This is a genomic window from Azospirillum endophyticum (assembly GCF_016595245.1).
Classification (GTDB): domain Bacteria; phylum Pseudomonadota; class Alphaproteobacteria; order Azospirillales; family Azospirillaceae; genus Azospirillum; species Azospirillum endophyticum.
This window is the reverse complement of the sequence record NZ_JAENHM010000086.1, coordinates 1-21,635: the sequence shown is the minus strand read 5'-3', so window position 1 is coordinate 21,635 and position 21,635 is coordinate 1. Positions and strand designations below refer to the sequence as shown.

At 67.5% G+C, this 21,635-nt stretch carries 25 protein-coding genes; 9 read left to right on the top strand and 16 right to left on the bottom strand.

The window, feature by feature from the left end; all coding sequences use genetic code 11:
• Positions 1–665: 665 nt before the first annotated feature.
• Positions 666–1,040: a MarR family winged helix-turn-helix transcriptional regulator gene (locus JHL17_RS33835; protein WP_045581268.1), complete on the top strand. Its 375-nt coding sequence runs from the start codon at positions 666–668 to the stop codon at positions 1,038–1,040.
• A gap of 9 nt (positions 1,041–1,049) precedes the next feature.
• Here the strand turns inward: JHL17_RS33835 and JHL17_RS33830 are convergent, their stop codons facing one another.
• The 3 genes from JHL17_RS33830 to JHL17_RS33820 all read right to left on the bottom strand — a co-directional run bounded on the left by JHL17_RS33830 (position 1,050) and on the right by JHL17_RS33820 (position 3,185).
• The gene (locus JHL17_RS33830; protein WP_200199053.1) at positions 1,050–1,712 is read right to left on the bottom strand and encodes a pyroglutamyl-peptidase I family protein; all 663 of its coding nucleotides are present in this window, start codon (positions 1,710–1,712) and stop codon (positions 1,050–1,052) included.
• A gap of 13 nt (positions 1,713–1,725) precedes the next feature.
• On the bottom strand, positions 1,726–2,724 hold the full coding sequence (gene trpS / locus JHL17_RS33825) for a tryptophan--tRNA ligase (RefSeq protein WP_200199052.1): 999 nt from the start codon (positions 2,722–2,724) through the stop codon (positions 1,726–1,728).
• Between the two features lie 92 nt (positions 2,725–2,816).
• Positions 2,817–3,185 carry a cupin domain-containing protein gene (locus JHL17_RS33820; protein WP_200199051.1) on the bottom strand — a complete coding sequence of 123 codons (369 nt, stop codon included), beginning with the start codon at positions 3,183–3,185 and terminating at the stop codon, positions 2,817–2,819.
• A gap of 113 nt (positions 3,186–3,298) precedes the next feature.
• Here JHL17_RS33820 and JHL17_RS33815 point away from each other — a divergent pair, with 113 nt between their 5' ends.
• A complete protein-coding gene (locus tag JHL17_RS33815; RefSeq protein WP_200199050.1) occupies positions 3,299–4,168 on the top strand; it encodes a LysR family transcriptional regulator in 870 nt (289 codons plus the stop codon).
• Between the two features lie 112 nt (positions 4,169–4,280).
• Here the strand turns inward: JHL17_RS33815 and gshB are convergent, their stop codons facing one another.
• Genes gshB through rsmI form a run of 4 tightly spaced genes read right to left on the bottom strand, consistent with a single transcriptional unit; the run spans position 4,281 to position 7,348 of the window.
• Positions 4,281–5,228 carry a glutathione synthase gene (gene gshB / locus JHL17_RS33810; protein WP_200199049.1) on the bottom strand — a complete coding sequence of 316 codons (948 nt, stop codon included), beginning with the start codon at positions 5,226–5,228 and terminating at the stop codon, positions 4,281–4,283.
• Between the two features lie 29 nt (positions 5,229–5,257).
• Positions 5,258–6,100, bottom strand: a complete 843-nt coding sequence (locus JHL17_RS33805) for a SirB1 family protein (RefSeq protein WP_200199048.1) — start codon at positions 6,098–6,100, stop codon at positions 5,258–5,260.
• Positions 6,101–6,155: 55 nt separating this feature from the next.
• Complete coding sequence (locus JHL17_RS33800; RefSeq protein WP_109096902.1) at positions 6,156–6,524, bottom strand: YraN family protein; 369 nt, start codon at positions 6,522–6,524, stop codon at positions 6,156–6,158.
• Positions 6,521–7,348 (bottom strand): 16S rRNA (cytidine(1402)-2'-O)-methyltransferase, encoded by an 828-nt coding sequence (gene rsmI / locus JHL17_RS33795; protein ID WP_211113674.1) that lies wholly within the window; start codon positions 7,346–7,348, stop codon positions 6,521–6,523. The genes JHL17_RS33800 and rsmI overlap by 4 nt, the downstream gene beginning before the upstream one ends.
• 206 nt (positions 7,349–7,554) lie before the next feature.
• On the opposite strand from rsmI, the gene JHL17_RS33790 reads away from it, so the two are divergent.
• Entirely contained in the window at positions 7,555–8,712 is a 1,158-nt protein-coding gene (locus JHL17_RS33790; protein ID WP_345773932.1) for a penicillin-binding protein activator, read from the top strand.
• A 197-nt stretch (positions 8,713–8,909) separates the two neighbouring features.
• On the opposite strand, the gene JHL17_RS33785 is transcribed toward JHL17_RS33790, so the two are convergent.
• The 5 genes from JHL17_RS33785 to JHL17_RS33765 form a co-directional block, all read right to left on the bottom strand.
• A complete protein-coding gene (locus tag JHL17_RS33785) occupies positions 8,910–9,599 on the bottom strand; it encodes an ABC transporter permease (RefSeq protein WP_200199045.1) in 690 nt (229 codons plus the stop codon).
• Between the two features lie 4 nt (positions 9,600–9,603).
• Entirely contained in the window at positions 9,604–10,308 is a 705-nt protein-coding gene (locus JHL17_RS33780) for an ABC transporter permease (protein WP_200199044.1), read from the bottom strand.
• Positions 10,309–10,479: 171 nt separating this feature from the next.
• Positions 10,480–11,334 (bottom strand): lysine/arginine/ornithine ABC transporter substrate-binding protein, encoded by an 855-nt coding sequence (locus JHL17_RS33775; RefSeq protein WP_345773931.1) that lies wholly within the window; start codon positions 11,332–11,334, stop codon positions 10,480–10,482.
• Between the two features lie 80 nt (positions 11,335–11,414).
• Positions 11,415–12,221 (bottom strand): ABC transporter ATP-binding protein, encoded by an 807-nt coding sequence (locus JHL17_RS33770; RefSeq protein WP_200199042.1) that lies wholly within the window; start codon positions 12,219–12,221, stop codon positions 11,415–11,417.
• 137 nt (positions 12,222–12,358) lie between these two features.
• Positions 12,359–14,038 carry a putative transporter gene (locus JHL17_RS33765; RefSeq protein ID WP_247894019.1) on the bottom strand — a complete coding sequence of 560 codons (1,680 nt, stop codon included), beginning with the start codon at positions 14,036–14,038 and terminating at the stop codon, positions 12,359–12,361.
• A gap of 561 nt (positions 14,039–14,599) precedes the next feature.
• Here JHL17_RS33765 and ccmA point away from each other — a divergent pair.
• Entirely contained in the window at positions 14,600–15,283 is a 684-nt protein-coding gene (ccmA, locus tag JHL17_RS33760) for a heme ABC exporter ATP-binding protein CcmA (protein WP_200199041.1), read from the top strand.
• On the top strand, positions 15,280–15,945 hold the full coding sequence (ccmB, locus tag JHL17_RS33755) for a heme exporter protein CcmB (protein WP_200199040.1): 666 nt from the start codon (positions 15,280–15,282) through the stop codon (positions 15,943–15,945). The genes ccmA and ccmB overlap by 4 nt, the downstream gene beginning before the upstream one ends.
• A gap of 17 nt (positions 15,946–15,962) precedes the next feature.
• Here ccmB and JHL17_RS33750 read toward each other — a convergent pair whose 3' ends face one another.
• Both JHL17_RS33750 and JHL17_RS37805 read right to left on the bottom strand, forming a co-directional pair.
• Positions 15,963–16,568: a glutathione peroxidase gene (locus JHL17_RS33750; protein WP_200199039.1), complete on the bottom strand. Its 606-nt coding sequence runs from the start codon at positions 16,566–16,568 to the stop codon at positions 15,963–15,965.
• Positions 16,569–16,635: 67 nt separating this feature from the next.
• A complete protein-coding gene (locus JHL17_RS37805) occupies positions 16,636–16,761 on the bottom strand; it encodes a hypothetical protein (protein ID WP_282189399.1) in 126 nt (41 codons plus the stop codon).
• A gap of 199 nt (positions 16,762–16,960) precedes the next feature.
• Here JHL17_RS37805 and JHL17_RS33745 point away from each other — a divergent pair, with 199 nt between their 5' ends.
• The 4 genes from JHL17_RS33745 (at position 16,961) to JHL17_RS33730 (ending at position 19,841) form a co-directional block, all read left to right on the top strand.
• Entirely contained in the window at positions 16,961–17,335 is a 375-nt protein-coding gene (locus JHL17_RS33745; protein WP_247894018.1) for a hypothetical protein, read from the top strand.
• Positions 17,336–17,714: 379 nt separating this feature from the next.
• Entirely contained in the window at positions 17,715–18,575 is an 861-nt protein-coding gene (gene motA, locus JHL17_RS33740; RefSeq protein WP_200199038.1) for a flagellar motor stator protein MotA, read from the top strand.
• Positions 18,576–18,619: 44 nt separating this feature from the next.
• Complete coding sequence (locus JHL17_RS33735; RefSeq protein ID WP_200199037.1) at positions 18,620–19,579, top strand: lipid II:glycine glycyltransferase FemX; 960 nt, start codon at positions 18,620–18,622, stop codon at positions 19,577–19,579.
• An 88-nt stretch (positions 19,580–19,667) separates the two neighbouring features.
• On the top strand, positions 19,668–19,841 hold the full coding sequence (locus JHL17_RS33730) for a hypothetical protein (protein WP_158281987.1): 174 nt from the start codon (positions 19,668–19,670) through the stop codon (positions 19,839–19,841).
• A gap of 47 nt (positions 19,842–19,888) precedes the next feature.
• On the opposite strand, the gene JHL17_RS33725 is transcribed toward JHL17_RS33730, so the two are convergent.
• Positions 19,889–21,271 (bottom strand): peptidoglycan DD-metalloendopeptidase family protein, encoded by a 1,383-nt coding sequence (locus tag JHL17_RS33725; RefSeq protein ID WP_200199036.1) that lies wholly within the window; start codon positions 21,269–21,271, stop codon positions 19,889–19,891.
• 112 nt (positions 21,272–21,383) lie between these two features.
• On the bottom strand, positions 21,384–21,635 hold a 252-nt coding region (locus tag JHL17_RS36850), incomplete at its 5' end, for a hypothetical protein (RefSeq protein WP_211113671.1).

The window sequence follows — 21,635 nt, the reverse complement described above, 5'->3', positions numbered from 1 at the left end:
TCATATCGGGGAGACGATCATGCCGACCTTGTGGACGGCGTTGCGGAGCCGCTGGCTCGATGCCGGAGCATCCTCCGGGCCGGGCCGTCTGTGCGACCATCTGCGGCGCGACATCGGATTGACGGACGGTGCATCCGCGGAGGGCGATGAGCCTCCGCTCGGCACCCGTCACTCACCTTTTCACATCCGCGGTCGGAACCTATCGGACGCGCGGACATTTTTGACCTTGCAACCGTATCGCTGACCGGCGATACCGGATTTGCCGGCCTCTCACGCCGGCATCACCCAACCTCTGGAGAGTTTCGATGAAAGCCATCGTAGCCACTGCCTGGACCCGCCGATCCGGCGATCCGGCCATCAACGCCGCCCATATGGCCAGCAACCCGGCCGCCCTCCATGCCCAACCGGCCCTTCCCGGTCCCGCAGCCTTCGAACGTGAATTCCGGATATCGAGAGGATCCCATGTGTGTCTTTCTGGGTTTTTGCGGTCACCGTCTCTTCGTTGAACACGCCCGCTGGGCATCGCCGGCCGGGTCCTTCGACCTGCGGCGTGAAAACGGGGAAGTCATCCTATGGCTTGGACGCCTGAACATCATCTACACACCGGCCCGCTGGGGACCACCCTCCCGCGCTGCATAGCGCGCGGCGCCGCGGAGACCTGCTGAATGCCGGCCCGCGTTCGTCATGACGAGGTCCTTACCGTCGTCCAGGTGCTTGAGGCGTTCCGCAAGCTCGACCCCGACCTGCCCATCCAGTATGCGCTGAGTTTCATGACCATCGCGCAGAGCGAAGGCATCTCCATCGGCGAGTTGGCGGAACGCCTGGGCATCGCCCAATCCTCCGCGTCGCGCAACGTCGCGGCGCTCAGCCGCTGGCACAGCTTCGGCAAGGCCGGCCTCGACCTGGTGCAGGCGCAGGAAGACCCGCGCGAGCGTCGCCGCAAGATCGTCACCCTGACCGACAAGGGCCGTGAGTTCCTGGACGCACTGCGCGCCATCGTGAACCCGCCCGACCAGCGCCGTTCCGCCCGAACCGCCTAATTCCGTTTTTCAGGCGACGCCGTTCAGCGCCGTGCGCAGCATTCCGACCAGCGTGCGCACCGCCAATTCCTGCCGGTCCAGCGCCAGGCCGCCGAAACGGCGCAGAACCGCCGCCCGTTCCGGCAGCGGCGGCATGTGGAAGAAGCCGTAGGGCACGTCCAGCCCGGCACTCTCGATGATGTGCCGCGCCCGATAGAACAGATGGTTGCCGAGGAAGCCGCCGGAAAAGTCGCCGAAGGTCACCGGCAGCCCGGCCATCGACAATTCCCGCATCACCCGCGGCACCGGAAGGGTGCTGCCATAGGCGGTCGGCCCATCGGGCAGGATGTCGGCGGTCTCGCGCACCGTCCCGGCGGCGTCGGCCAATGGGCTTTCGTCGCGGTTCCAGGCCAGCCGCTCCAGCCGGATGTAATCGCTCGCTTCCAGACAGGCGAAGCCGAGTGCCGCCAGCGGCCGGTGTTCCGCCAGCAATTCGGCGAAGGCCTCGCCGCAGGCGTCATACAGGGGGGGCAGGGTGGCGGTGACGACCCCAGGCTCTCCCGCCAGCCGAGCCATCAGCAGGGCGGTCGGATCGGCCGTCCAGGGATGGTCTTCCGCCGGGGGATGGCCCGCTTCGCCGTCCGGGATGGTCCCGAACGGCGCGAAGCCGGTGAGCAGGATGGGAGCCGTCACGGGCAAGACATCCTTACGGCCGCAACAGGCCGATGATGTCCTTGACGTCGTTCAGGTTCTTCTCGGCGATGGCGGCGGCGCGCTCGCCGCCCTTCTTCAGCAGCCGGTCGATCTCCGCCTTGTCGGCCAGCAGCTCCTTCATGCGGGTGGTGATCGGCGCCAGCTTGTCCACCGACAGGTCGACCAGCGACTTCTTGAAGTCGGAGAACTGGGCGCCCGCGAACTGCGCCAGCACCTGCTCGCGCGACTGGCCGGCCAGCGCGCCGTAGATGGTGACGAGGTTGTCGGCTTCCGGACGGGCTTCCAGCTCGGTCACCGTCTCCGGCAGGGGTTCCGGGTCGGTCTTGGCCTTGCGGATCTTCTGCGCGATGGTGTCGGCGTCGTCGGTCATGTTGATGCGCGAATATTCGGACTCGTCCGATTTCGACATCTTCTTCTTGCCGTCGCGCAGGCTCATCACCCGCGTCGCCTCGCCCAGGATCTGCGGCTCGGGCAGCGGGAAGAATTCGGTCTCATAGCGGCGGTTGAAGGCGCCGGCGATATCGCGCGCCAGTTCCAGATGCTGCTTCTGGTCCTCGCCCACCGGCACATGGGTCGCCTTGTACAGCAGGATGTCGGCGGCCATCAGGGTGGGGTAGGCATAGAGGCCGAGGTTGGCCATGTCCTTCTGCTTGCCGGCCTTCTCCTTGAACTGCGTCATGCGGTTCAGCCAGCCCAGCGGCGTGTGGCAGGACAGGATCCAGCTCAGTTCGGCATGGCCGGCGACGACCGACTGGTTGAACAGGATGTTCTTGTCCGGGTCGATGCCGGCGGCGATATAGGCCGCGGCGACCTCGCGGATGTTGTTGCGCAGGACTTCGGGGTCCTGGTCGATGGTCAGCGCATGCAGGTCGACGACGCAGAAGATGCACTCGTAGCTGTTCTGCAGATCCACCCAGTTGCGCAGCGCCCCCAGATAGTTGCCGAGGTGAAGCTGCCGGGTCGGCTGCATGCCGGAGAAGATGCGGTTCACGGGTGGTCTCGCTCGAAAACTCTGGGAGGCGGCAGTTATCGCCCCCCGAAGTCCGCCGGTCAAGGCGCGGCGCGCCGCAGCCGGATGCGCCTTCAAGCCAGCTGTTCGGCGATGGAGCGGGTCATCGGCGTCTCGACATCGCCGGTGTGCTTGGTCGTCACCGTTTCGATCAGCAGGATGCAGCATTCCTCGTCGGCGACCGGATTGTGCATCACGCCGCGGGGAACGATGCAGAACTCGCCGGGTGCCAGCGCGGTTTCGCTGCCGTCCTCGAACTGGATGCGCATGCGGCCACGGATGACCTGGAACAGTTCATCCTCATCGTCATGCTTGTGCCAGACGAATTGGCCGAGAAGTTTGGCGACCTTCACATACTGGTCGTTCACCCGCCCCACCACTTTGGGCGACCAATGCTCGGTGACGCCGGCCAGGGCCGCCTCGATGTTGATGGACGGACTCATGTGCACTCCCTTTTCCGCCGGTCCGACGGGACCGCGGCCGCAGGATCGCGCACTCCCTGCCATCCTGAAAACCAATTCTAGTGAAGCCGTCCATTAGGGATCATAATGCATGCATGGCCCGGAATCTCGACATCGCGCTTCTGCGCAGCTTCGCCGTCGCCGCCGACCTGGGCAGCATGACGGCGGCAAGCCAGACCCTGAACCTGACGCAGGGCGCGGTCAGTCAGCAGATCGCCCGGTTGGAGGCATTGACGGGTGGGGCATTGTTCATCCGCGACCGCCGCAGCCTGCGCCTGACGCCGTCCGGAGAACGGCTGTTGGGCAAGGTCCGGCAGCTGTTGTCGTTGAACGACGAAATCTGGGCCGGCATCAACGGCGGCGTCCTGGACGGGCCGGTACGGATCGGGGCTCCCTATGATCTGGTCGGACCTTGCATCTCTCCGGTGCTGAAGAGGTTCGCCGAGGCATTTCCGCAGGTCGACCTGTCGCTGGTCTGCGGATCGTCTTCGGAACTGGCCGAACGGCTTGCCGGCGGTGAACTCGACCTCGCGGTGGTCGAAGAGCCGGTGGCGACGGCGCGGGGCGAGCACCTGATGGCCGACCGGCTGGTTTGGGTCGGTGCCAGGGGCGGCACGGCCTATGCGAAGGCGCCGCTGCCGCTGTCGCTGGTGGTGGACAGCTGCATCTTCAAGCCGGCGGTGACGGCAAGCCTGCAGCGGCAAGGCCGGAATTGGCGAACCGTCTTCGAGAATGGCGGCCTCGATGCCACATTCGCCACCGTGCGGATGGACCTCGCGGTTTCGGCTTGGCTGGCCTTTACCGTGCCGGCGGATCTCGATGTCCTGCCGCCGGACTGCGGCCTGCCGGAACTGCCGTCCTTCGCCGTCACGCTGCATCTGCCCGACCGGCCGCCGACGCCGGCAGCGGCCGAACTGGCACGGCATATCCGCGACGCCTTCACCCGGCAGCGCCCGGCCGCCTGAAGGCGGCCCGGCGGCTCCCGCGTTGCCTGTATCCTTACTTGCCCGCGCGGCGGCGCATTCTTATCTCCTCGCGCGGCGGTGCGTTTTCATTTCCCTGCGCGGCGGCGCATTCTTATTTCCCCGCGCGGCGGCGCTCGATGGCGTCCCACAGCAGGGCTTCCAGCTGCACCCCGTCCAGGCGGTTGATCTCCTGGATGCCGGTGGGGGAGGTGACGTTGATCTCGGTCATGTAGTCGCCGATCACGTCGATGCCGACGAAGACCAGCCCCTTCTCGCGCAGCACCGGGCCGATGGCGGCGCACATCTCGCGCTCGCGCGCAGTCAGTTCGGTCTTCCTGGCGCTGCCGCCGGCATGGAAGTTGGCGCGGGCCTCGCCCTCCAGCGGCATGCGGCTGACCGCACCGGCCGGCTCGCCGTCGATCAGGATGATGCGCTTGTCGCCCTGGCGGATTTCCGGAAGGTAGCGCTGGACGATCACCGGCTCGCGGTAGAGCTGGGTGAACATCTCCAGCAGCGATCCCAGATTCTCGTCGTCCGGCTTCAAATGGAAGACGCCGGCGCCGCCGTTGCCGAACAGCGGCTTGACGATGATGTCCTTGTGCTCGGCCCGGAAGTCGAGGATGGCCTGCTTGTCGCTGGTGATCAGCGTCGGCGGCATCAGGTCGGGGAACTTGGTGATGAACAGCTTTTCCGGCGCGTTGCGCACCTCGGCCGGGTCGTTGACCACCAGCACCTTGGGCTGGACATGCTCCAGCAGGTGGGTGGAGGTGATGTAGGCCATGTCGAAGGGCGGGTCCTGCCGCAGCAGGATGACGTCCATCGTCGACAAATCGGTCGGCACCGGATCGCCCAGCGTGTAATGGGCACCGCGCTGGCGCACCACCGTCATCTCGCGCACGCGGGCGGTCAGCCGGTTGCCGGTCAGGATCAGGTCGCGCGGGTGGTAGTGGAACAGGCGATGGCCGCGCTTCTGCGCCTCCAGCGCCATCATGAAGCTGGAATCGGTGTCGATGTTGATCGACTCGATGGGGTCCATCTGGAAGGCGACGGCGAGGCTCATGACGGGTCTCCAGACCTCTGCAACGGGGGTCAGTTCAGGCGATTCTTCAACTGCTGGATCAGCGAGGCGGTCTGGTGCCGGTGATGGTCGTCGCCGGTCAGCGCCATGAAGGTCTCCAGCGCGGTGATGGCGTCCTTCAGGTTGCCGGCATGGGCCTCCAGAAGGCCGGTCTCGCGCCACAGCGCCGGCTCGTGCGGGGCGAACAGGCGCATCGCCTCCAGCACCTCCAGCGCCTTCGGCACCTCGTGCGCCGACAGGTGGCGCAGCTTGATGTTGTTCTGCAGGCGCAGCAGCACGTCGCGGTTCGACACCGGCTGGTAATGGCCGGGCTCCAGCTCGGCGGCGCTGCCGGCGGTGGCCTTCAACAGGTCGCGCAGATCGACGACGCTGCGGGTCTGCCCCTCGTTGAAGGGGTCGAGGATGGCGCGGGCGCCGTCCTTCTCGATGCGAACCAGGAAATGGCCGGGGAAGTTCAGGCCGACCATCGGCCAGCCCTGGGAGCGGGCGGCATGCATATAGAGGATGCCCAGCGCCACCGGCAGGCCGCGCCGGCGGTCGATCACCCGCAGCAGGTTGGCGTTCTGCAGGTCGTCATAAGTGTCGTGGTCGCCCGAATAGCCGTGGCGACCGCCGATCACCGCATGAAGATGGGCGATGCGTGCCTCCAGGCCGTCGGTCTCCGGATCCTGCGCCGCGATGCGGGCGGCCAGATCCCCGACGATGGCCCCGATATGGGAGCGGTAGGGGGCGAGGTCGGCATTCGGCAGTTCCAGCGCGCCCAGTGCCAGGGCGGCTTCCGCCAGGTCGATCTCGTCGTCCGGCTGGTCGCCGATGCGGCGCAGGATTTCGCGGGCTTCCGCGCGGTTGCTCAAGACTGTCGCCCTCTCATCTCCGCCCCTTGCCAAGGTCGCCCATCGAAGTCGTCCGTCAAAGACGCCAGGCATCGACCAGATGGCGGGGCCAGGCCCAAGGGGTAACCAGCATCACGTCGAAGCGCAAGACATAGCCGGCGTAGCGCGGGTTGGCGCCCAGGAAGGCATGGGCGGCACGGGCGAGCCGGCCGCGCTGGCGGGCGTTCAACGCCTCGTTCGCGGTGTCCCAGTCGCCTCTGGCCTTCACCTCGACGATGGCGATGGTCCGGCCGCGTCTGGCGACGATGTCGATCTCGCCCATCGGCGTGCGCAGGCGGCTGGCCAGGATGCGGTAGCCGCGCAGCCGTAGCGACAGGCGGCACAGCGCCTCCGCCCGGCGGCCCAGGCTTTCGGCACGCAGGCGCCGCGCATCCAGGTCGGTCATTTGCCCGCCTCCCGCGACAATTCCAGCGCGCGGGCATAGACGGTGCGCTTGTGCTGGCCGGTGCGGGCGGCGACGTCGGCGGCGGCGTCGCGCACCGACAGGCGGGTCAGCGCCTCGCGCAGCAGGGCGTCGACATCGGCCTCGCCCGGCGTCTCCTCCTCCCCCGGCGGGCCGATGACGAGGACGACCTCGCCGCGCGGCGGGCCGGCCTCGGCATAATGGGCAGCCAGTTCGGGCAGGGTGCCGCGCCGCACCTCCTCATAGAGCTTGGTCAGCTCGCGGGCGACGGCGGCCTCGCGCGGACCCAGGATGTCGGCGAGGTCGGCCAAGGACTCCGGCAGGCGCTGCGGCGATTCGAAGAAGATCAGCGTGGCCGGCACGCCTTTCAGTTCGCCTGCGGTGGCGCGCCGCGCGCTGCTCTTGTTCGGCAGGAAGCCGGCGAACAGGAAGCGGTCGGTCGGCAGGCCGGACAGCACCAGCGCCACCAGCGGGGCCGAGGCGCCGGGCAGGGTGGTCACCGCCACTCCCTCCGCCACGCACTCCCGCACCAGCTTGTAGCCGGGGTCGGAGACCAGCGGCGTGCCGGCGTCGGTGACCAGCGCGATGGCCTCGCCCTTTTTCATGCGGCCGATCAGGACCGGACGCATCTTTGCGGCGTTGTGTTCGTGGTAGGAGACGAAGGGGGTGTGGATGCCGTGGATGCCCATCAGCTTGGCGGTGACGCGCGTGTCCTCGCAGGCGATGGCGTCGGCCCGCTTCAGCGTGTCGAGCGCGCGCAGCGTGATGTCCGCGGCGTTTCCGATGGGGGTAGCGACCACGTGCAGACCGGCCGCGAGTTTACTTGGGGCGGCGAGGGGGCTACCTTGAGCGCCACTTTGGGCGGCGCCGCCCTCGGCCATGCCTTCTCCGGCCATGCCCTGGTCCATGGATTGGGTTTCGCCGTCGGTTCCGGCGGCCGTTTCAGCAGATGTGGAGACGATTGGTGGCACGCTTGGCAACAGCTTTCTCACAGGGTCTGAAACGTCACGGCGTGGCAGCCTTGCTGGTCGCCGGCCTGTTGTCGGCCTGTTCGACTGTAAGCGCGCCGCCGCAGGTGGCACAAGCGCCGCAACCGGTCCCGGCTCCGGTGGCTCCTCTGCCCGGCGCGCAGGGCCCGGTCAAGGTCGCCGTGCTGGTTCCCCTCAGCGGACAGAGCGCGGCAATCGGACAGGCGATGCTGGATGCCGCCCAGATGGCGCTGTTCGACATGGCCGGCGATCAGCTCCAGCTTCTGCCGCGCGACACCAAGGGCACGCCGAGCGGTGCCGCCGACGCCGCGCGCCAGGCGCTGGCCGAAGGCGCCCGCCTGATCATCGGGCCGCTGTTCGCCGCCGACGTCGCCGCGGTGCGGCCGATCGCGCAGAATGCCGGAGTCGACGTGCTGGCCTTCACCAACGACGCCACCCAGGCCGGCAACGGCACCTATGTGCTGGGCTTCGTTCCGGCCGATCAGGTCAGCCGCGTCGCCGGCTATGCCCGCTCGCGCGGGGCGACGCGCTTCACCGTGCTGGCGCCGCGCTCGCCCTACGGCGATGCGGTGGTCAACGCCCTGCAGGCCATCGGCCCGCGATTGGGCACCATGACCACGCAGGTCGAGCGCTACGACCCGGCCGTCACCGACCTGTCGGTCCCGGCCAAGCAGGTGGCGCAGGAAACCCCGCAGCCGCAGGCGGTGATGCTGGCCGAAGGCGGGCAGCGCGCCCAGGGCATCGCCCAGGCGCTGGCCGCCAACGGCGTCCAGCCGCAGCAGGTCAAGCTGCTGGGCACCGGCCTGTGGGACGATACGTCGCAAGGCGCCCTGGGACAGGAACCGGCGCTGGTCGGCGCGCTCTACGCCGCTCCGGCGCCGCAGACCCGTGCCCGCTTCGAGTCGCAGTTCGAGCAGGTCTATGGCCGCAAGCCGCCGCGCATCGCCACGCTGGCCTATGACGCGACCTCGATCGCCGCGGTCCTGACCCGCAGCGGCGGCCCGGTCCCCTTCGACCGCATGGCGATGACCAACCCCAACGGCTTCGAAGGGCTGGACGGCCTGTTCCGCCTGCGCACCGACGGCTTGGTCGAACGCGGTCTGGCGGTGATGGAAATCACCCCGACGGGATCGCGGGTGGTCGACCCGGCGCCGCCGTCGTTCGAGATGCTGGGCCAGTAAGGAAACATTCCCTCTCCTCTCCGGGAAGAGAGGTGAGGATAGAAGCGAAAACGCCGCGGCCGTCATCGGGACGGGCCGCGGCGTTTTCGTATCTCAGGTAAGGATAGCTGGGGATTGTCAGCGTGCGCCCCCTCGCCCCGCCCCTCTTTACAAGGAAAAGAGGGGGAAATCGTCGCGGGAGAGAAAGTGATCCTTACTTACGCGCGTACCCGCAGATACGGGGTCAGACGCCATTCGGCGAATTTGATCAGCCGGGTGGCGACGAAGTTCAGCACCAGGTAGATCGCCCCGGCGACGATGAACAGCTCGAAGACCGCGAAGGTTTGGGCGATCATGCGCCGGGCGATGCCGGTGACCTCCATCAGCGTGATCGTGCTGGCGAGCGAGGTCGCCTTGACCATCAGGATCACCTCGTTGCCGTAGGCCGGCAGCATCTGGCGGATCGCCACCGGCAGGACGATGCGGCGGAAGGCCAGCGCGCGCGACATGCCGCAGGCGCGGGCCGCCTCCACCTGCCCCTGGGGCACCGACAGGATGGCGCCGCGCAGCACCTCGCTGGTGTAGGCGCCGGTGTTCAGCGTCAGCGCCAGGATGGCGCACCAGTAGGGCTCGCGCAGGAAGGGCCAGAGAAAACTTTCGCGGATGAACTCGAACTGGCCCAGCCCGTAATAGACCAGGAAGATCTGCACCAGCAGCGGCGTGCCGCGGAAGACGAAGACATAGGCCGTGGCCAGCCTCTCGACCAAGCGGTTGCCCGACAGCCGCAGCAACGCCACGGCGAAGGCCACCAGCGCGCCCAGCGCCAGGGACCCCAGGATCAGCTGCAGCGTCAGCGACAGACCGCCGAGCATGCGGGGCAGGCTGTCCCACATCAGTTGCCAGTTCATGGCCTCAGGCCCTCCGGACGCCGCGGTTGGCGGAGATTTCGGCGCGGTTGAACAGCGCCGTCGAAACGGTGGTCAGCATCAGGTAGAGCACGGCGGCGGTGCCGTAGAACAGGAAGGGCTGACGCGTGGCGCCCGCGGCCAGATGCGTCACCCGCATCAGCTCGGCGAGCGCCGTCACCGACACCAGCGCCGTGTCCTTCAGCGTCAGCTGCCAGACATTGCCGAGGCCGGGCAGGGCGAAGCGCAGGGTCTGCGGCACCAGCACCCGGCGCAGGATCAGCCAGCGGCTCATGCCGCAGGCGCGCGCCGCCTCGATCTGGCCGAAGGGGACCGACTGCACGGCGCCGCGGATCACCTCGGTCGAATAGGCGCCGGAGATCAGCCCGACCGCCAGCACGCCGATGGTGAAGGCGTTGAGGTCGACCCGCCCGTCATAGCCGAAGGCGGCGGCGATGGAGGAGGCGACCCCGCTGCCGCCGAAGAACAGCAGATAGATCACCAGCAGTTCGGGGATGCCGCGGACGATCGTGGTGTAGACGTCGGCCACGACGTTCAGCGCCAGGGAGTGGCTGAGCTTGGCCGAGGCGCCGAGCGATCCGACGAGGATGCCGAAGGCGAAGGCCGACACGGCGACCGCGACCGTCATCGCGGTGCCCATCAGAAGCTGTCCGCCCCAGCCGTTGGGACCGAAGGAAAGGAGTTCCAGCATTGGCACGCCCGGTAAGGCCCGCCGGATCCGGCGCGGACGCCGGCCGTGCGGGGGCAGCTGACGGTGATCGGGAACGATTGGCGCCCGGTTGCCGTGAAGGCCGCCGGGCGCCGTTCCGATCAGACAGAAGGGCCGAAGGCCCGCCTTGCTTGGCCGGTTTGCTTGGCCACCTTACTTGGTGGGCGAGATGTCGTAGCCGAAATGCTGGGTGCTCAGCTTCTTGACGGTGCCGTCCTTCAGCGCCTCGCCGATGGCCTTGTCGAACATCGCCTTCAGGTCGGCGGTGTCCTTGCGCAGGCCGACGCCCATGCCTTCGCCGATCACGCCGCCGATGAAGTTCGGGCCGACGATGACCATCTTGCCCGGCGTCGCCTTCACCACCGCCTCGACGACCGAACGGTCGCCCAGCATGGCGTCGACGCGGCCCGAGCCCAGGTCGATGCCGGCATTGTCGATCTTGTCGTAGGTGCGCATGGTCACCTTCGGCAGATGCTTGTCCATGAAGTCGGCCTGGATGGTCGACACCTGGACGCCGACCGACTTGCCCTTCAGCACGTCGGCCAGCTTGTCGAGGGTCGGCTTGGCCTTGCCCTGGTCGTTCAGGTCGACGCGCTCGGCGCCGAGGTTCAGGGCCTTGGCCAGCGGCGAGTCGGTCAGCACGGCGAAGACCGACGGCTCGGTGCCGTAGGGAACCGAGAAGTCGATGACCTTCTTGCGCTCGTCGGTGATGGTCATCGCCGACATGATGGCGTCGTACTTGCCCTGCTGCAGGGCCGGGATGATGCCGTCCCAATCCTGGGCGACGAACTCGCAAGTCACCTTCATGCGCTTGCACAGGTCGTTGCCGAGATCGACCTCGAAGCCGGTCAGCTTGCCCGAGGTGTCGGTGGCGTTCCACGGAGGATAGGCGCCCTCGCTGGCGATGCGGACCGTCTTCCATTCCTTCGCACCGGCGGCGCCGGCAGCGGCGACGGCCATCATGGCGCCGAGCGCCAGGGCCGAAACGATCTTCTTCAAGGAACACACTCCTCTGTTCGCCTTGCCCGCTTTCGCCGCGGGCTGGTTCTGGTTCCGTCAGGTCCGGTCCTGCCCTCTGCCTCTTCCCCTCACGCCGCGCCGGACAGATGGCGCGAGAGGAACTGCCGCACCCGGTCCGAGTCGGGGTTGGTCAGCACCTTGTCGGGTGACCCCTCCTCCTCGATCCGCCCCTGGTGCAGGAAAACCACCTTGGACGCCACTTCGCGGGCGAAGCCCATCTCGTGCGTCACCAGGATCATCGTGTTGCCTTCGTCCGCCAGCTGGCGGATGACGCGCAGGACCTCGCCGACCAACTCGGGGTCGAGCGCGGAGGTCGGCTCGTCGAACAGCATCACCTTGGGCTGCATGGCGAGTGCCCGCGCGATGGCGGCGCGCTGCTGCTGGCCGCCCGACAGCTGGACCGGGTAGGCGTCGGCCTTGGCCAGGATGCCGACCTTGTCCAGCAGCATGCGGGCGCGGTCGACGGCTTCGGCCTTCGGCACGCCCAGCACATGGACCGGCGCCTCGATCACGTTCTGCAGGATGGTCATGTGGGTCCAGAGGTTGAAGCTCTGGAACACCATGCCGAGCCGGGTGCGCATGCGCTCCACCTGCCGGGAATCGGCGGGAACGCTGGCACCGCCGCGCGTCTTTTTCAGCGCGATCGCCTCGCCGCCGATGACCACGCGCCCGTCGTCCGGGATCTCCAGCATGTTGATGCAGCGGAGCAGCGTGCTCTTGCCCGAACCGGACGAGCCGATCAGGGTGATGACGTCGCCTTCGTGGGCGGTCAGCGACACGCCTTTCAGCACCTCCAGCTCACCGAACCGCTTGTGCAGATCCTCCACGACGACGGCGGCAGGTGCGGAGTCGCTGACGGGCGGGTGACGATGCATGCGGAGGAACCGGCTGGGTTGTGGGGACTGGCCATGGCCTGACCATTGCGGCATAGGCTAGACCGGGGTGCAGGGGTTCCGCAACGCGGATTTCACACACTTCGCACGTTGTGCCGCTTGTGTCGGAAAATGGTGCGCTACCACAACAATAGTACCAGGATCTGCGGTCCCAGGATGCGCAGGCACATCGCCAGCGGGTAGACGGTGGCGTAGGCCAGCGCCGGAGCCTCCGACGCGACCAGCGCGTTGGCGTAGGCCAGCCCCGGCGGATTGGTCTGCGCCCCGGCCAGCACGCCGCAGATCGTCAGGAAATTCAGCCTCATCACCCCGCGTGCCACCAGCCCGGCCAGCAGCAGCGGCACCAGCGTCACCAGCACGCCCCACATCATCCAGGGCCAGCCGGCGCCGCTCGCCAGCGTGGCGACGAAGCGGTCGCCCGACGCGATGCCCAGCACGGCGAGGAACAGGACGATGCCGATCTCGCGCAGCGCCAGGTTGGCGGCCGGCGGCATGAACCAGACCAGCGGCCCGACATGGCCGACGCGGCCCAGGATCAGCGCCACGATCAGCGGGCCGCCGGCAAGACCGAGGCGCAGCGGCGCCGGCATTCCCGGCAGGAAGATCGGGATGGCGCCCAGCGCCGCCCCCAGCGCGATGCCCAGGAACATCGGGATCATCTCCACCTGCTGCAGCTTGCGGGCGGAGTTGCCGAAGACCTGCCCGACGGCGGCGAGGCTGTCCGGCCGGCCGATCACCGTCAGGATGTCGCCGAATTGCAGCTTCAGCGCCGGGGTCGGCACCAGTTCCACGCCCGACCGGTTGACCCGGCTGACCACCACGTCGTGGGCCTCCTGCAAATTCAGCGCGGCGATCGACTTGCCTAGCACCGCGTTGCTGGTGACGACGATGCGCTCCCATTTCAGGTCGGTGCCCTTGGTGGTCAGCGGCCGGTCGAACTCGTGTCCCAGCAGGGAGCGCACCTGTTCCAGCTTCGGCCGCGGCCCGACCACATGCAGCACGTCGCCCAGCTTCAGGCGGGTGTCGTCATGCGGGACGCAGAGCTTGCCGTCGCACAGCAGGCGCGAGGCGACCACCCCCTGGCCACACAGCAGGTCGATCGAGCCGAGCGGCCGGCCGGCAAGCTCCGGATTGCGCACGGCGAGATCCATGGTCTCCAGTCTCGACACCTCGGCGCGGCGGCAGTCCTCGAAGCGGGCGGCCTCGGCTTCCGGGTCGATGCGGAACAGGATGCGGACGGCGGCCATCGCCAGCAGGTTGCCGGCGATGCCGAACGGGTAGGTGACGGCGAAGGCGAGGCCGGGCAGGGCCATCACCGCGGCGTCGGCCCCGACCTCCGTCAGCACCTGCTGGGTGGCGGCGAGCGCCGGGGCGTTGGTCACCGCGCCGGCGAACACGCCCAGCGACGACCCCAGCGACAGCGCGCCCGACGACACCAGCAGCGCCGTCAGCAGGATGCTGGATCCGACCATCAGCAGGGCCAGCCCGTTCAGCGCCAGCCCGGTGCGGCGCAGCGCCGCGAAGAAGCCGGGACCGACCTGGATGCCGATGGTGTAGACGAACAGGATCAGGCCGAAGTCGCGGATGAAGTCCATCATCTCCGGGTTGAAGGCGATGCCCGCCTGCTTGGCGACGTGGCCGCCGGCGATGCCGGAGAACAGCACGCCGCCGATGCCGAGCCCGACCCCGCGGATCCTGATATGGCCGAGCGCCACGCCGGCCGCCGACACGAGGCCGAGCATGAGGACCACCCGTGCGATCGGCGGCATGGCCTGGAGGATGTCTGCGAAGGCCGACATGGGACAACTCGCTTCCTGAACACATTTGGGCAGACGCCGCCGCCGTCGAAAAGAGCTTCGGATGGAGGCGGCGACCCTCCGATCGATCGGGGGGATGACGATGCCACGATGGGGCAGGATGGGGGACAAGGCGTTGATTCAGAACAAGTGCCCGGCCTTTAGCCCTGACAATCCCGGCACCCGGTGCTGCGGTGCACGCATGGGAGTGCAGCGCTGCGAGGCCCGCGGCCGGTCACCGGATGGCGTCCAATTCCTCGAACTCCATCCAAATTTTGCCACTTTCTTCCCTTAGACGATAACTCAAGCAACCGGCCCCGCAGGTCGCGCACCGGCGTTCCCCCTAGCGCCACCGCAGCGACGAACGAAGCCGTTCCACAAGGTATCGACCGGCCGGACCCGGCCGGACGCAAGGCCATCGCGAGAACCCCCTCGCGGTGGCCTTTTCTTTCGGCTCATTTCCTATCGGCGGCTGCGACGATGGCGGCAGCATTCTCGCTCCGGCTTTCCTGTCCCCCTGTGCTATAGCAGCGCCTCCCTCAACCGGAATCGCGACCTTTCCCCATGCCCGTCTTCGCCGGATCAGAACTGACCTGCCTGCGTGGCGACCGGCTGGTCTTCACCGGGCTGGAGTTTCGCATCGGCCCCGGCGGCGCGCTGGTGTTGCTCGGCCCCAACGGCAGCGGCAAGTCCAGCCTGCTGCGGGTGATGGCCGGGCTGCTGAAGCCGTTGCGCGGGACTCTGGGCTGGGACGGGGTGGCGGTCGCCGAGGATCCGGACCTCCACCGGTCGCGGGTGCAATATGTCGGCCACCTCGACGCGGTGAAGCCGGTGCTGACGGCGGTGGAGAACCTCGCTTTCTGGGCGGCGCTGGCCGGGGCCGCCGACCCGGCCGCCAATGCGCGGGCGGCGCTCGACCGGCTGGGGGTGCCGCACATCGCCGGCGTGCCGGGCCGCTACCTGTCGGCCGGGCAGAAGCGCCGGCTGAACCTGGCGCGGCTGCTTGCCGCACCGGCGGCGCTGTGGCTGCTGGACGAGCCGACCGTGGCGCTCGACCGTGCCGCCATCGCCCTGTTCGAAGGGTTGATCGCCGAACACCGTGCCCAGGGCGGCATGGTGGTGCTGTCCACCCACACCGACATCGCCACCCCCGGCGGCGAGGAACTGCATCTGGACGACTTCACCCCCTATGCCGACGACGAAGAGGCCGGCAGCGAGGATTATGAGGAAGAGGGGGCCGTGCCATGAGCCGTTTCCTGCGCCTGGTCGCGCGCGACCTGCGGCTGGCGCTGCGCCAGGGGTCGGACGCCACCATCGCCGTCATGTTCTTCGTTCTGTGCGTCGTGCTGTTCCCCTTTGGGGTCGGGCCGGAGCCGAACATCCTCGCCCGCATCGCCGCCGGCGTGATCTGGGTGGCGGCGCTGCTCGCCTCGCTGCTGTCGCTGGAGCGTCTGTTCCAGACCGATTACGAGGACGGCTCGCTGGAACTGCTGTCGCTGTCCTCCCTGCCGCTGGAGGCGGCGGTGCTGGCGAAGACGCTGGCCCACTGGCTGGTCACCGGCGTGCCGCTGATCGTCGCCGCGCCGCTGCTGGCCGTCCTGCTGAACATGGATGCGGAGGGGTTCGGCGTCCTGGTGCTGACGCTGACCCTGGGCACGCCGATCCTCAGCCTGATCGGCGCCATCGGTGCAGCGCTGACCCTGGGGGCGCGGCGCGGCGGCGTGCTGCTGTCGCTGCTGATCCTGCCGCTCTACATCCCCGTGCTGATCTTCGGTGCCGGTGCCATCGACGCCGCCATCAACGGGCTGACTCCGCGCCCGCACCTGCTGCTTCTCGCCGGCATCCTCGCCGCCGCCCTGCCGCTCGCCCCCTGGGCGGGGGCTGCGGCCTTGCGGCAGGCGGTCGAGTAGGGAGTCGGATCACCCCCTTACGACTTCCGCTCCTTCTCCGGCAGCAGCGTCTCGATCGCTTCGCGCACCTTGTCCGACTCGGGGTCCGTCATCGTGGAGAACCAGGACACGAGCCTGCCGTCCGGCCCGACCAGATATTTGTGGAAGTTCCAGCGCGGCTTGGCGAGGAAACCCAACTCGCCGGCCGCCCAGCGGTAGAAGGGGTGGGCGTTGTCGCCCGAGACCACCGTCTTGTCGGCCATCGGGAAATCGATGCTGTAATTGACCTCGCAGAAATCCTTGATCTGGCTGGCATTCCCCGGCTCCTGCCCGCCGAAATCGTCGGAGGGTACGCCGACCACCACGAGCCCGCGGTCGCGGTAGCGCTGCCACAACGCTTCCAGCCCCTTGTATTGCGGGGTGAAGCCGCATTGCGAGGCGGTGTTGACCACCAGGATCGCCTTGCCCTTGAACTGCGACAGCGGCAGTGGCTGACCGTCGATGCCCCGGAAGGCGAAGTCGTAGGCGTTGCTTGCGGGGGCGTTGCTTGCGGCGGCGCTGTCTGCGGCCATGGTGCCGGCGGCTCCCGTCATGGAGAAGACCGCCGCCAGGGCGATGGTACGAAGGCTGGTTCGAACGGTCATCTGCGCGGCTCATTGGACATGGAATTCCGAGAGGACTCAGGTTTCCGAGTTGGGATCGGCAGCATCCTTACATACGATGCCCGATACGAGGATCGACGCCCACCGGATCATCAAGAAGCAGCCGGTTCTTCACCGCATCGGGCCTAACCCCTTCGGACGGGTAGTCAAGGCGCCGGCCGATCAACAGCTTCATAAGCAAGGATGCGCGGCGATCCCTTGCCCCTCGTCCCCTCAACCGTCCCTGTCCACCGCGCAGCGTCCGAAATATGTCCCACCCGGTCGAGCCTCAGCCTGAGCATAAAAAGCTTTCCTATCGAAAGGGGTATGCGGCCGCCAGTCCGGTTTTCGCCGCTCCCGCCGCCGATGCAAGTCCTTTCCAGGAGAACAGGCCGATGAATGCCGGAGCCACCATGCAGCACCCCCGGATTCCGGGAACGGCAGCGAACCGGATGGTCCGTGCCGCCGCGAAAGCCGCCGGTGCCGCCGCCGCCGTCCTGCTTCTCGGCGCGGCTTTGTCGACGCCGTCACTGGCCGACCCAGGCGAGCATGGCCGTGGCCATGGCTGGGGCCACCACAAGAAGCATCATCGCCATGACGACGGTCCGGTCGTCATCTATGGCGCGCCGCCGCCGGTGGTCGTGGTTCCCGCCCCGCCGCCCCCGCCGCGAGTCGTCTATGCTCCCTCCTACGCACCGCCCGCCGTCATTTATGCCCCGCCGCCGCCGCAACCGGGCGTCAGCGTCCAGATGAATATTCCGCTTCGCTGACGCTCATCGGCTTCGATCATCGGCTTCCAAGCGCCCCGGCGATCCGGTCGAACCCGGCGGCCGGGGCGTTTCGCATTCTGGCATGGCCTGTCCAGGCTGTGACCATCCTGTGCCCTTCTTTCGCATTCCGATCGCGGCCGGACCTGCCCCGGCCTCGCACCCGGCCGCTCCTGCACCGTCCACCCATGGCGCACCCGTTGAAAACCCTGATTTGGCAGTCCTTTCGTGACAGGACCGGCCCACCCCGGTAGGATCGCGCGGCCTGTCGCGAAGGCGGTAGGCCGTTCGGGTGATTCACGGAAACTCAACCGATGTCCGGCCATCTGTCGGCCGGGAGCGTCTTGCGGCCCGTGGTCGGTATCGGGGAGGGAAAGACCGAATGTTCGTGATGATCGGCTTCGGCATCGTGATCTTCAGTGTGTTCGGCGGCTACATCCTCGGCGGTGGCCATATGGGCGTGCTGTGGATGCCGTTCGAGTTCATGATCATCCTGGGCTCCGGTGCCGGGGCCTTCTTCATCGCCAATCCGAAATCGGTGGTCACCCACACCGGCAAGGAGCTGGGCCACCTGTTCAAAGGCCCGAAATACAAGAAGGAGGACTTCCTGGAGGTCCTCACCATGATGTACCAGGTCTTCAAGATCGCGAAGACCAAGGGCCTGCTGGCGCTGGAACAGCATATCGAAAAGCCGGAAGACTCGCCGCTCTTCCAGCAATTCCCGAAATTCTACGGCGACCATCATGCCATCGATTTCCTTTGCACCTATCTTCGTCTGATGTCGCTGGGGGCGGACAACCCGCACGAACTGGTCGACCTGATGGACGAGGACATCGAGACGATGCACCACGAACACCAGCGCATCGCCGACGCCATCCAGGCGGTGGCCGACGCGGTGCCGGCGCTGGGCATCGTGGCGGCGGTGCTGGGCGTGATCCACACGATGGGTTCGATCACCGAGCCGCCGGAGGTGCTGGGCAAGCTGATCGGCGGCGCGCTGGTCGGCACCTTCACCGGCATTCTGGTCGCCTACGGCTTTCTTGCCCCGATCGCCAGCGGTCTGAAGAACGTCTATCACGCCGAAGGAAAATACTATCAGGCGATGAAGACCGGCCTGATCGCTCATCTTTCCGGATATGCACCGGCCATTTCGGTGGAATACGCCCGCAATGTGCTCGAACCGGAATACCGCCCGACCTTCGTCCAGGTGGAAGAGGCGACGTCCGCCCTGCCGCCGGCCTGATCCGCCCATCTGATCCGCCCATCCAAATCCATTGGGGAACGCCGATGCCGGACATCGACATTGCCTGGAACGAAGGCACGGTCGGCGACTGGGGCGCTCTGTTCGCCCGCATTCCGCGGTCCACCCTGCTGCAGAGCTTCGCCTACGGCCGTGCCATGGGCCGCAGCTATGGCCATGTTCCGCGCCTTGGCGTGATCCGCCGCGCCGGCGAGCCGCTCGGTCTCGTCCAGACGCTCGACCGCCGCATGCTGAAGCTGTTCCATGACCGCCAGTGTTACCGCGGCCCGCTGTGGCTCGACGGCAGGATCCCTGATATCGACACCCTGGAAGCGGTGTTCCGTCTGCTGCGCCGCGCCTGCCCGCGCAACCCGCTCAGCCGCGCCAGCCTGCTGCCGGAACTCCCCGCCGGCCCGGAGAACGAAGCGATGCTCGCCCGCTGCGGCTTCCGCAAGGTCGCTCCCGGCTACCGGACGGTCTGGCTCGACCTCACCCATGACGAGGAGGCGCTGCATGCCGGCCTCGCCCGCGATTGGCGCAAGCGCCTGCGCGGGGCGGAGAAGGCCGGCCTCGTCATGGATATCGATTGGAAGGCCGACAACCTTCCCTGGCTGATGAAGCTGGAACATGACCAGGCGCTCGACAAAGGCTTCCGCGCCATGACCGGGCCGCTGGCCGTCCGCCTGCGCAATGCCATGGTCAAAAGTGGAAGCAGCAACGACGGAGCGGTGATGGTGACGGCGCTCGACGGGCGCACGCCGGTCGCCTGCTGGCTGTTCTTCCGCCATGGCGTCTGCGCCACCAGCCAAGTCAGCTGGGCCAGCGAGGCGGGGCGCAGGAACGGCGCCACCCGGCTGGTGCTGTGGAAGGCGATGCAGGAGTTGAAGCGGCGTGGCGTCCGTGCCCTCGATCTCGGCGGCATCAACCCCGATACCGCCCCCGGCGTCACCGAGTTCAAGCTCGGCACCGGTGGCGAAGCGGTGGAGACCGTCGGGCAATACCGCTGACACGCTTTGCCTGATGATGGCCGGGGCGCTTCCGGCTATCCTTACCTGGATGCCGCCTCAATCGGCTCTTCCGCACGGGATGTCCGCCATGTCAGACCTCGAACCGTTGAAGCCCGGCGAAGCCGACGTCGCCATCGAGCGCGCGATGCAGCAGCGGCCGAAGGCGATGATCATCCGCGACAAGCTGCAGAAGATGCTGGAAGACGAGAACACCGCCCGCCAGTTCGTCGGCGCCATCCGGAACATGATGAACAAGGAGTAGGCGCGCCGGCGGTCCCTGCCGCCGGCGCCACGTCAGCTAGCTGCCGGTCAGCAGCTGCTCGCCTTGTTGCAGCCCTTTTCCTCTGCCGAGGCCGGAGCCGGGGTGCGCGCCAGTTGCAGGCCGCCGCGGCTGTCTTCGAACATCTTCTCGATCGACCGCCGCGCCTGCTGAAAGGCCTGGAGCTCCCGTCCCTCCAGCTTTTCGCCGGTGGGCAGATCGATGGAGCGCGGGTTCACCTGATGCCCGGCTTTCAGCACTTCGTAATGCAGGTGCGGCCCGGTGGACCGGCCGGTGGTACCGACATAGCCGATGACGTCACCCTGGTCGACCTTTCCGCCGCGCCGGATCGACTTGGCGAAGCGGCTCATATGGGCGTAGGCGGTGGAGATCTCGGTGTTGTGGCGGATACGGACGTAATTGCCGTAGGAGCTGCTGCGTTCCGCGATCTCGATGGTGCCGCGACCGGCCGCATAGATCGGCGTTCCGGTCGGCGCCCCGAAATCCACGCCCTTGTGCATCTTGCTGAAGCCCAGGATCGGATGGTGGCGCATGCCGAAACCCGAAGTGATGCGGGCGCCGTCGACGGGCGTGCGCAGCAGGGCGCGGCGGATGCTTTCACCGTCGCCATTGTAATAGTCGATCCGCCCGTCACGGGTCTTGAAGCGGTAGATCGGCATGTCGTCGCCGCTCAGCGTCAGCGAGGCATACAGCAACTCGCCTTCGCCGGCCTGGATGCCTTCGGCGGTGACCAGCTTCTCATACAAGATTTCGAAGCGGTCGCCCGGCTGCAGGTCGCGCTGGAAATCGACGTCGTAGGAGAAGTTCTGGATGAAGGCCATCATGACCGAGATCGGAACACCGGCCTGTGCCCCCGCCTCGAACAGGCTGGAACGGATGACGCCCTGGGCCGCCACCGGCTTGCGCGTCACCGGCTTTTCGGTCTGGCTGGAGGTGAAGCCGGCATCGCCCTTGCGCGCGATCGACACCGACCGCAGCGGATCCGGAGCGAATTCGAAGCCGACGAATTTGCGGGCACCGCCACGGCGCGGTTCGAACAGGACCGTCACATGTTGGCCGACCTGGAGGCGGCGCGGATTGTAGAGCTCGCGCAGGGCGGCGACGGCATCGTGGGCGTCGTTGGTCGGCACCTTGGCCGTCGCAAGCAAATCCATCAGCGTGTCGCCGCGGCCGATGGAGAGGGTCTGACGGTCGACCGGTCCGGCGGCGGGACCTCCATCCCCTGCATCGTCCTTGGCTTCGGCGGTACCCTCCCCACCGGTGTTCGGCTTCACCGCCGGTTTGTAGGCGAGGGGGCCCCGGCCATTCGGCGCATCGGTGCTGCGTGCGACGACCGTCGCAGGCGTCAGGGCACCGGCCGTGATGATGGCAAGCAAGGCGAGCGTGGGAAGGCGGGAAAGCCTCGAACGCACCGTCGTTCTCCTCCTGTAACCCCTGGGGCCGCCCAGCAGGCTGTCGGCGATGGCCATCACCATTAAGGTGTTAAGCCTATCGATCGGACGATGCTGGACCGGTCCGACCCTGTCAACCGACACAAGACCGCAGGGGTGAACTCTGGGTGAACCCTATGGGAACACTATGGATTGACGCGTCCGGACGGTCGCCGGCCACGCCGCGGTTGGTGGGTCGTTCCCTTACACTGAATCCGTCACCGGCTTCGGTGAAATTAAGAACCGTCAGGAATTTTTCATCGAAGCGCAAAAAAGCGCTTGCGTGGTTCGGGGCGAGGCGCCTATAAACCGCTCCACCGACGGCGGGGCGCAGAACGAAGCGCGG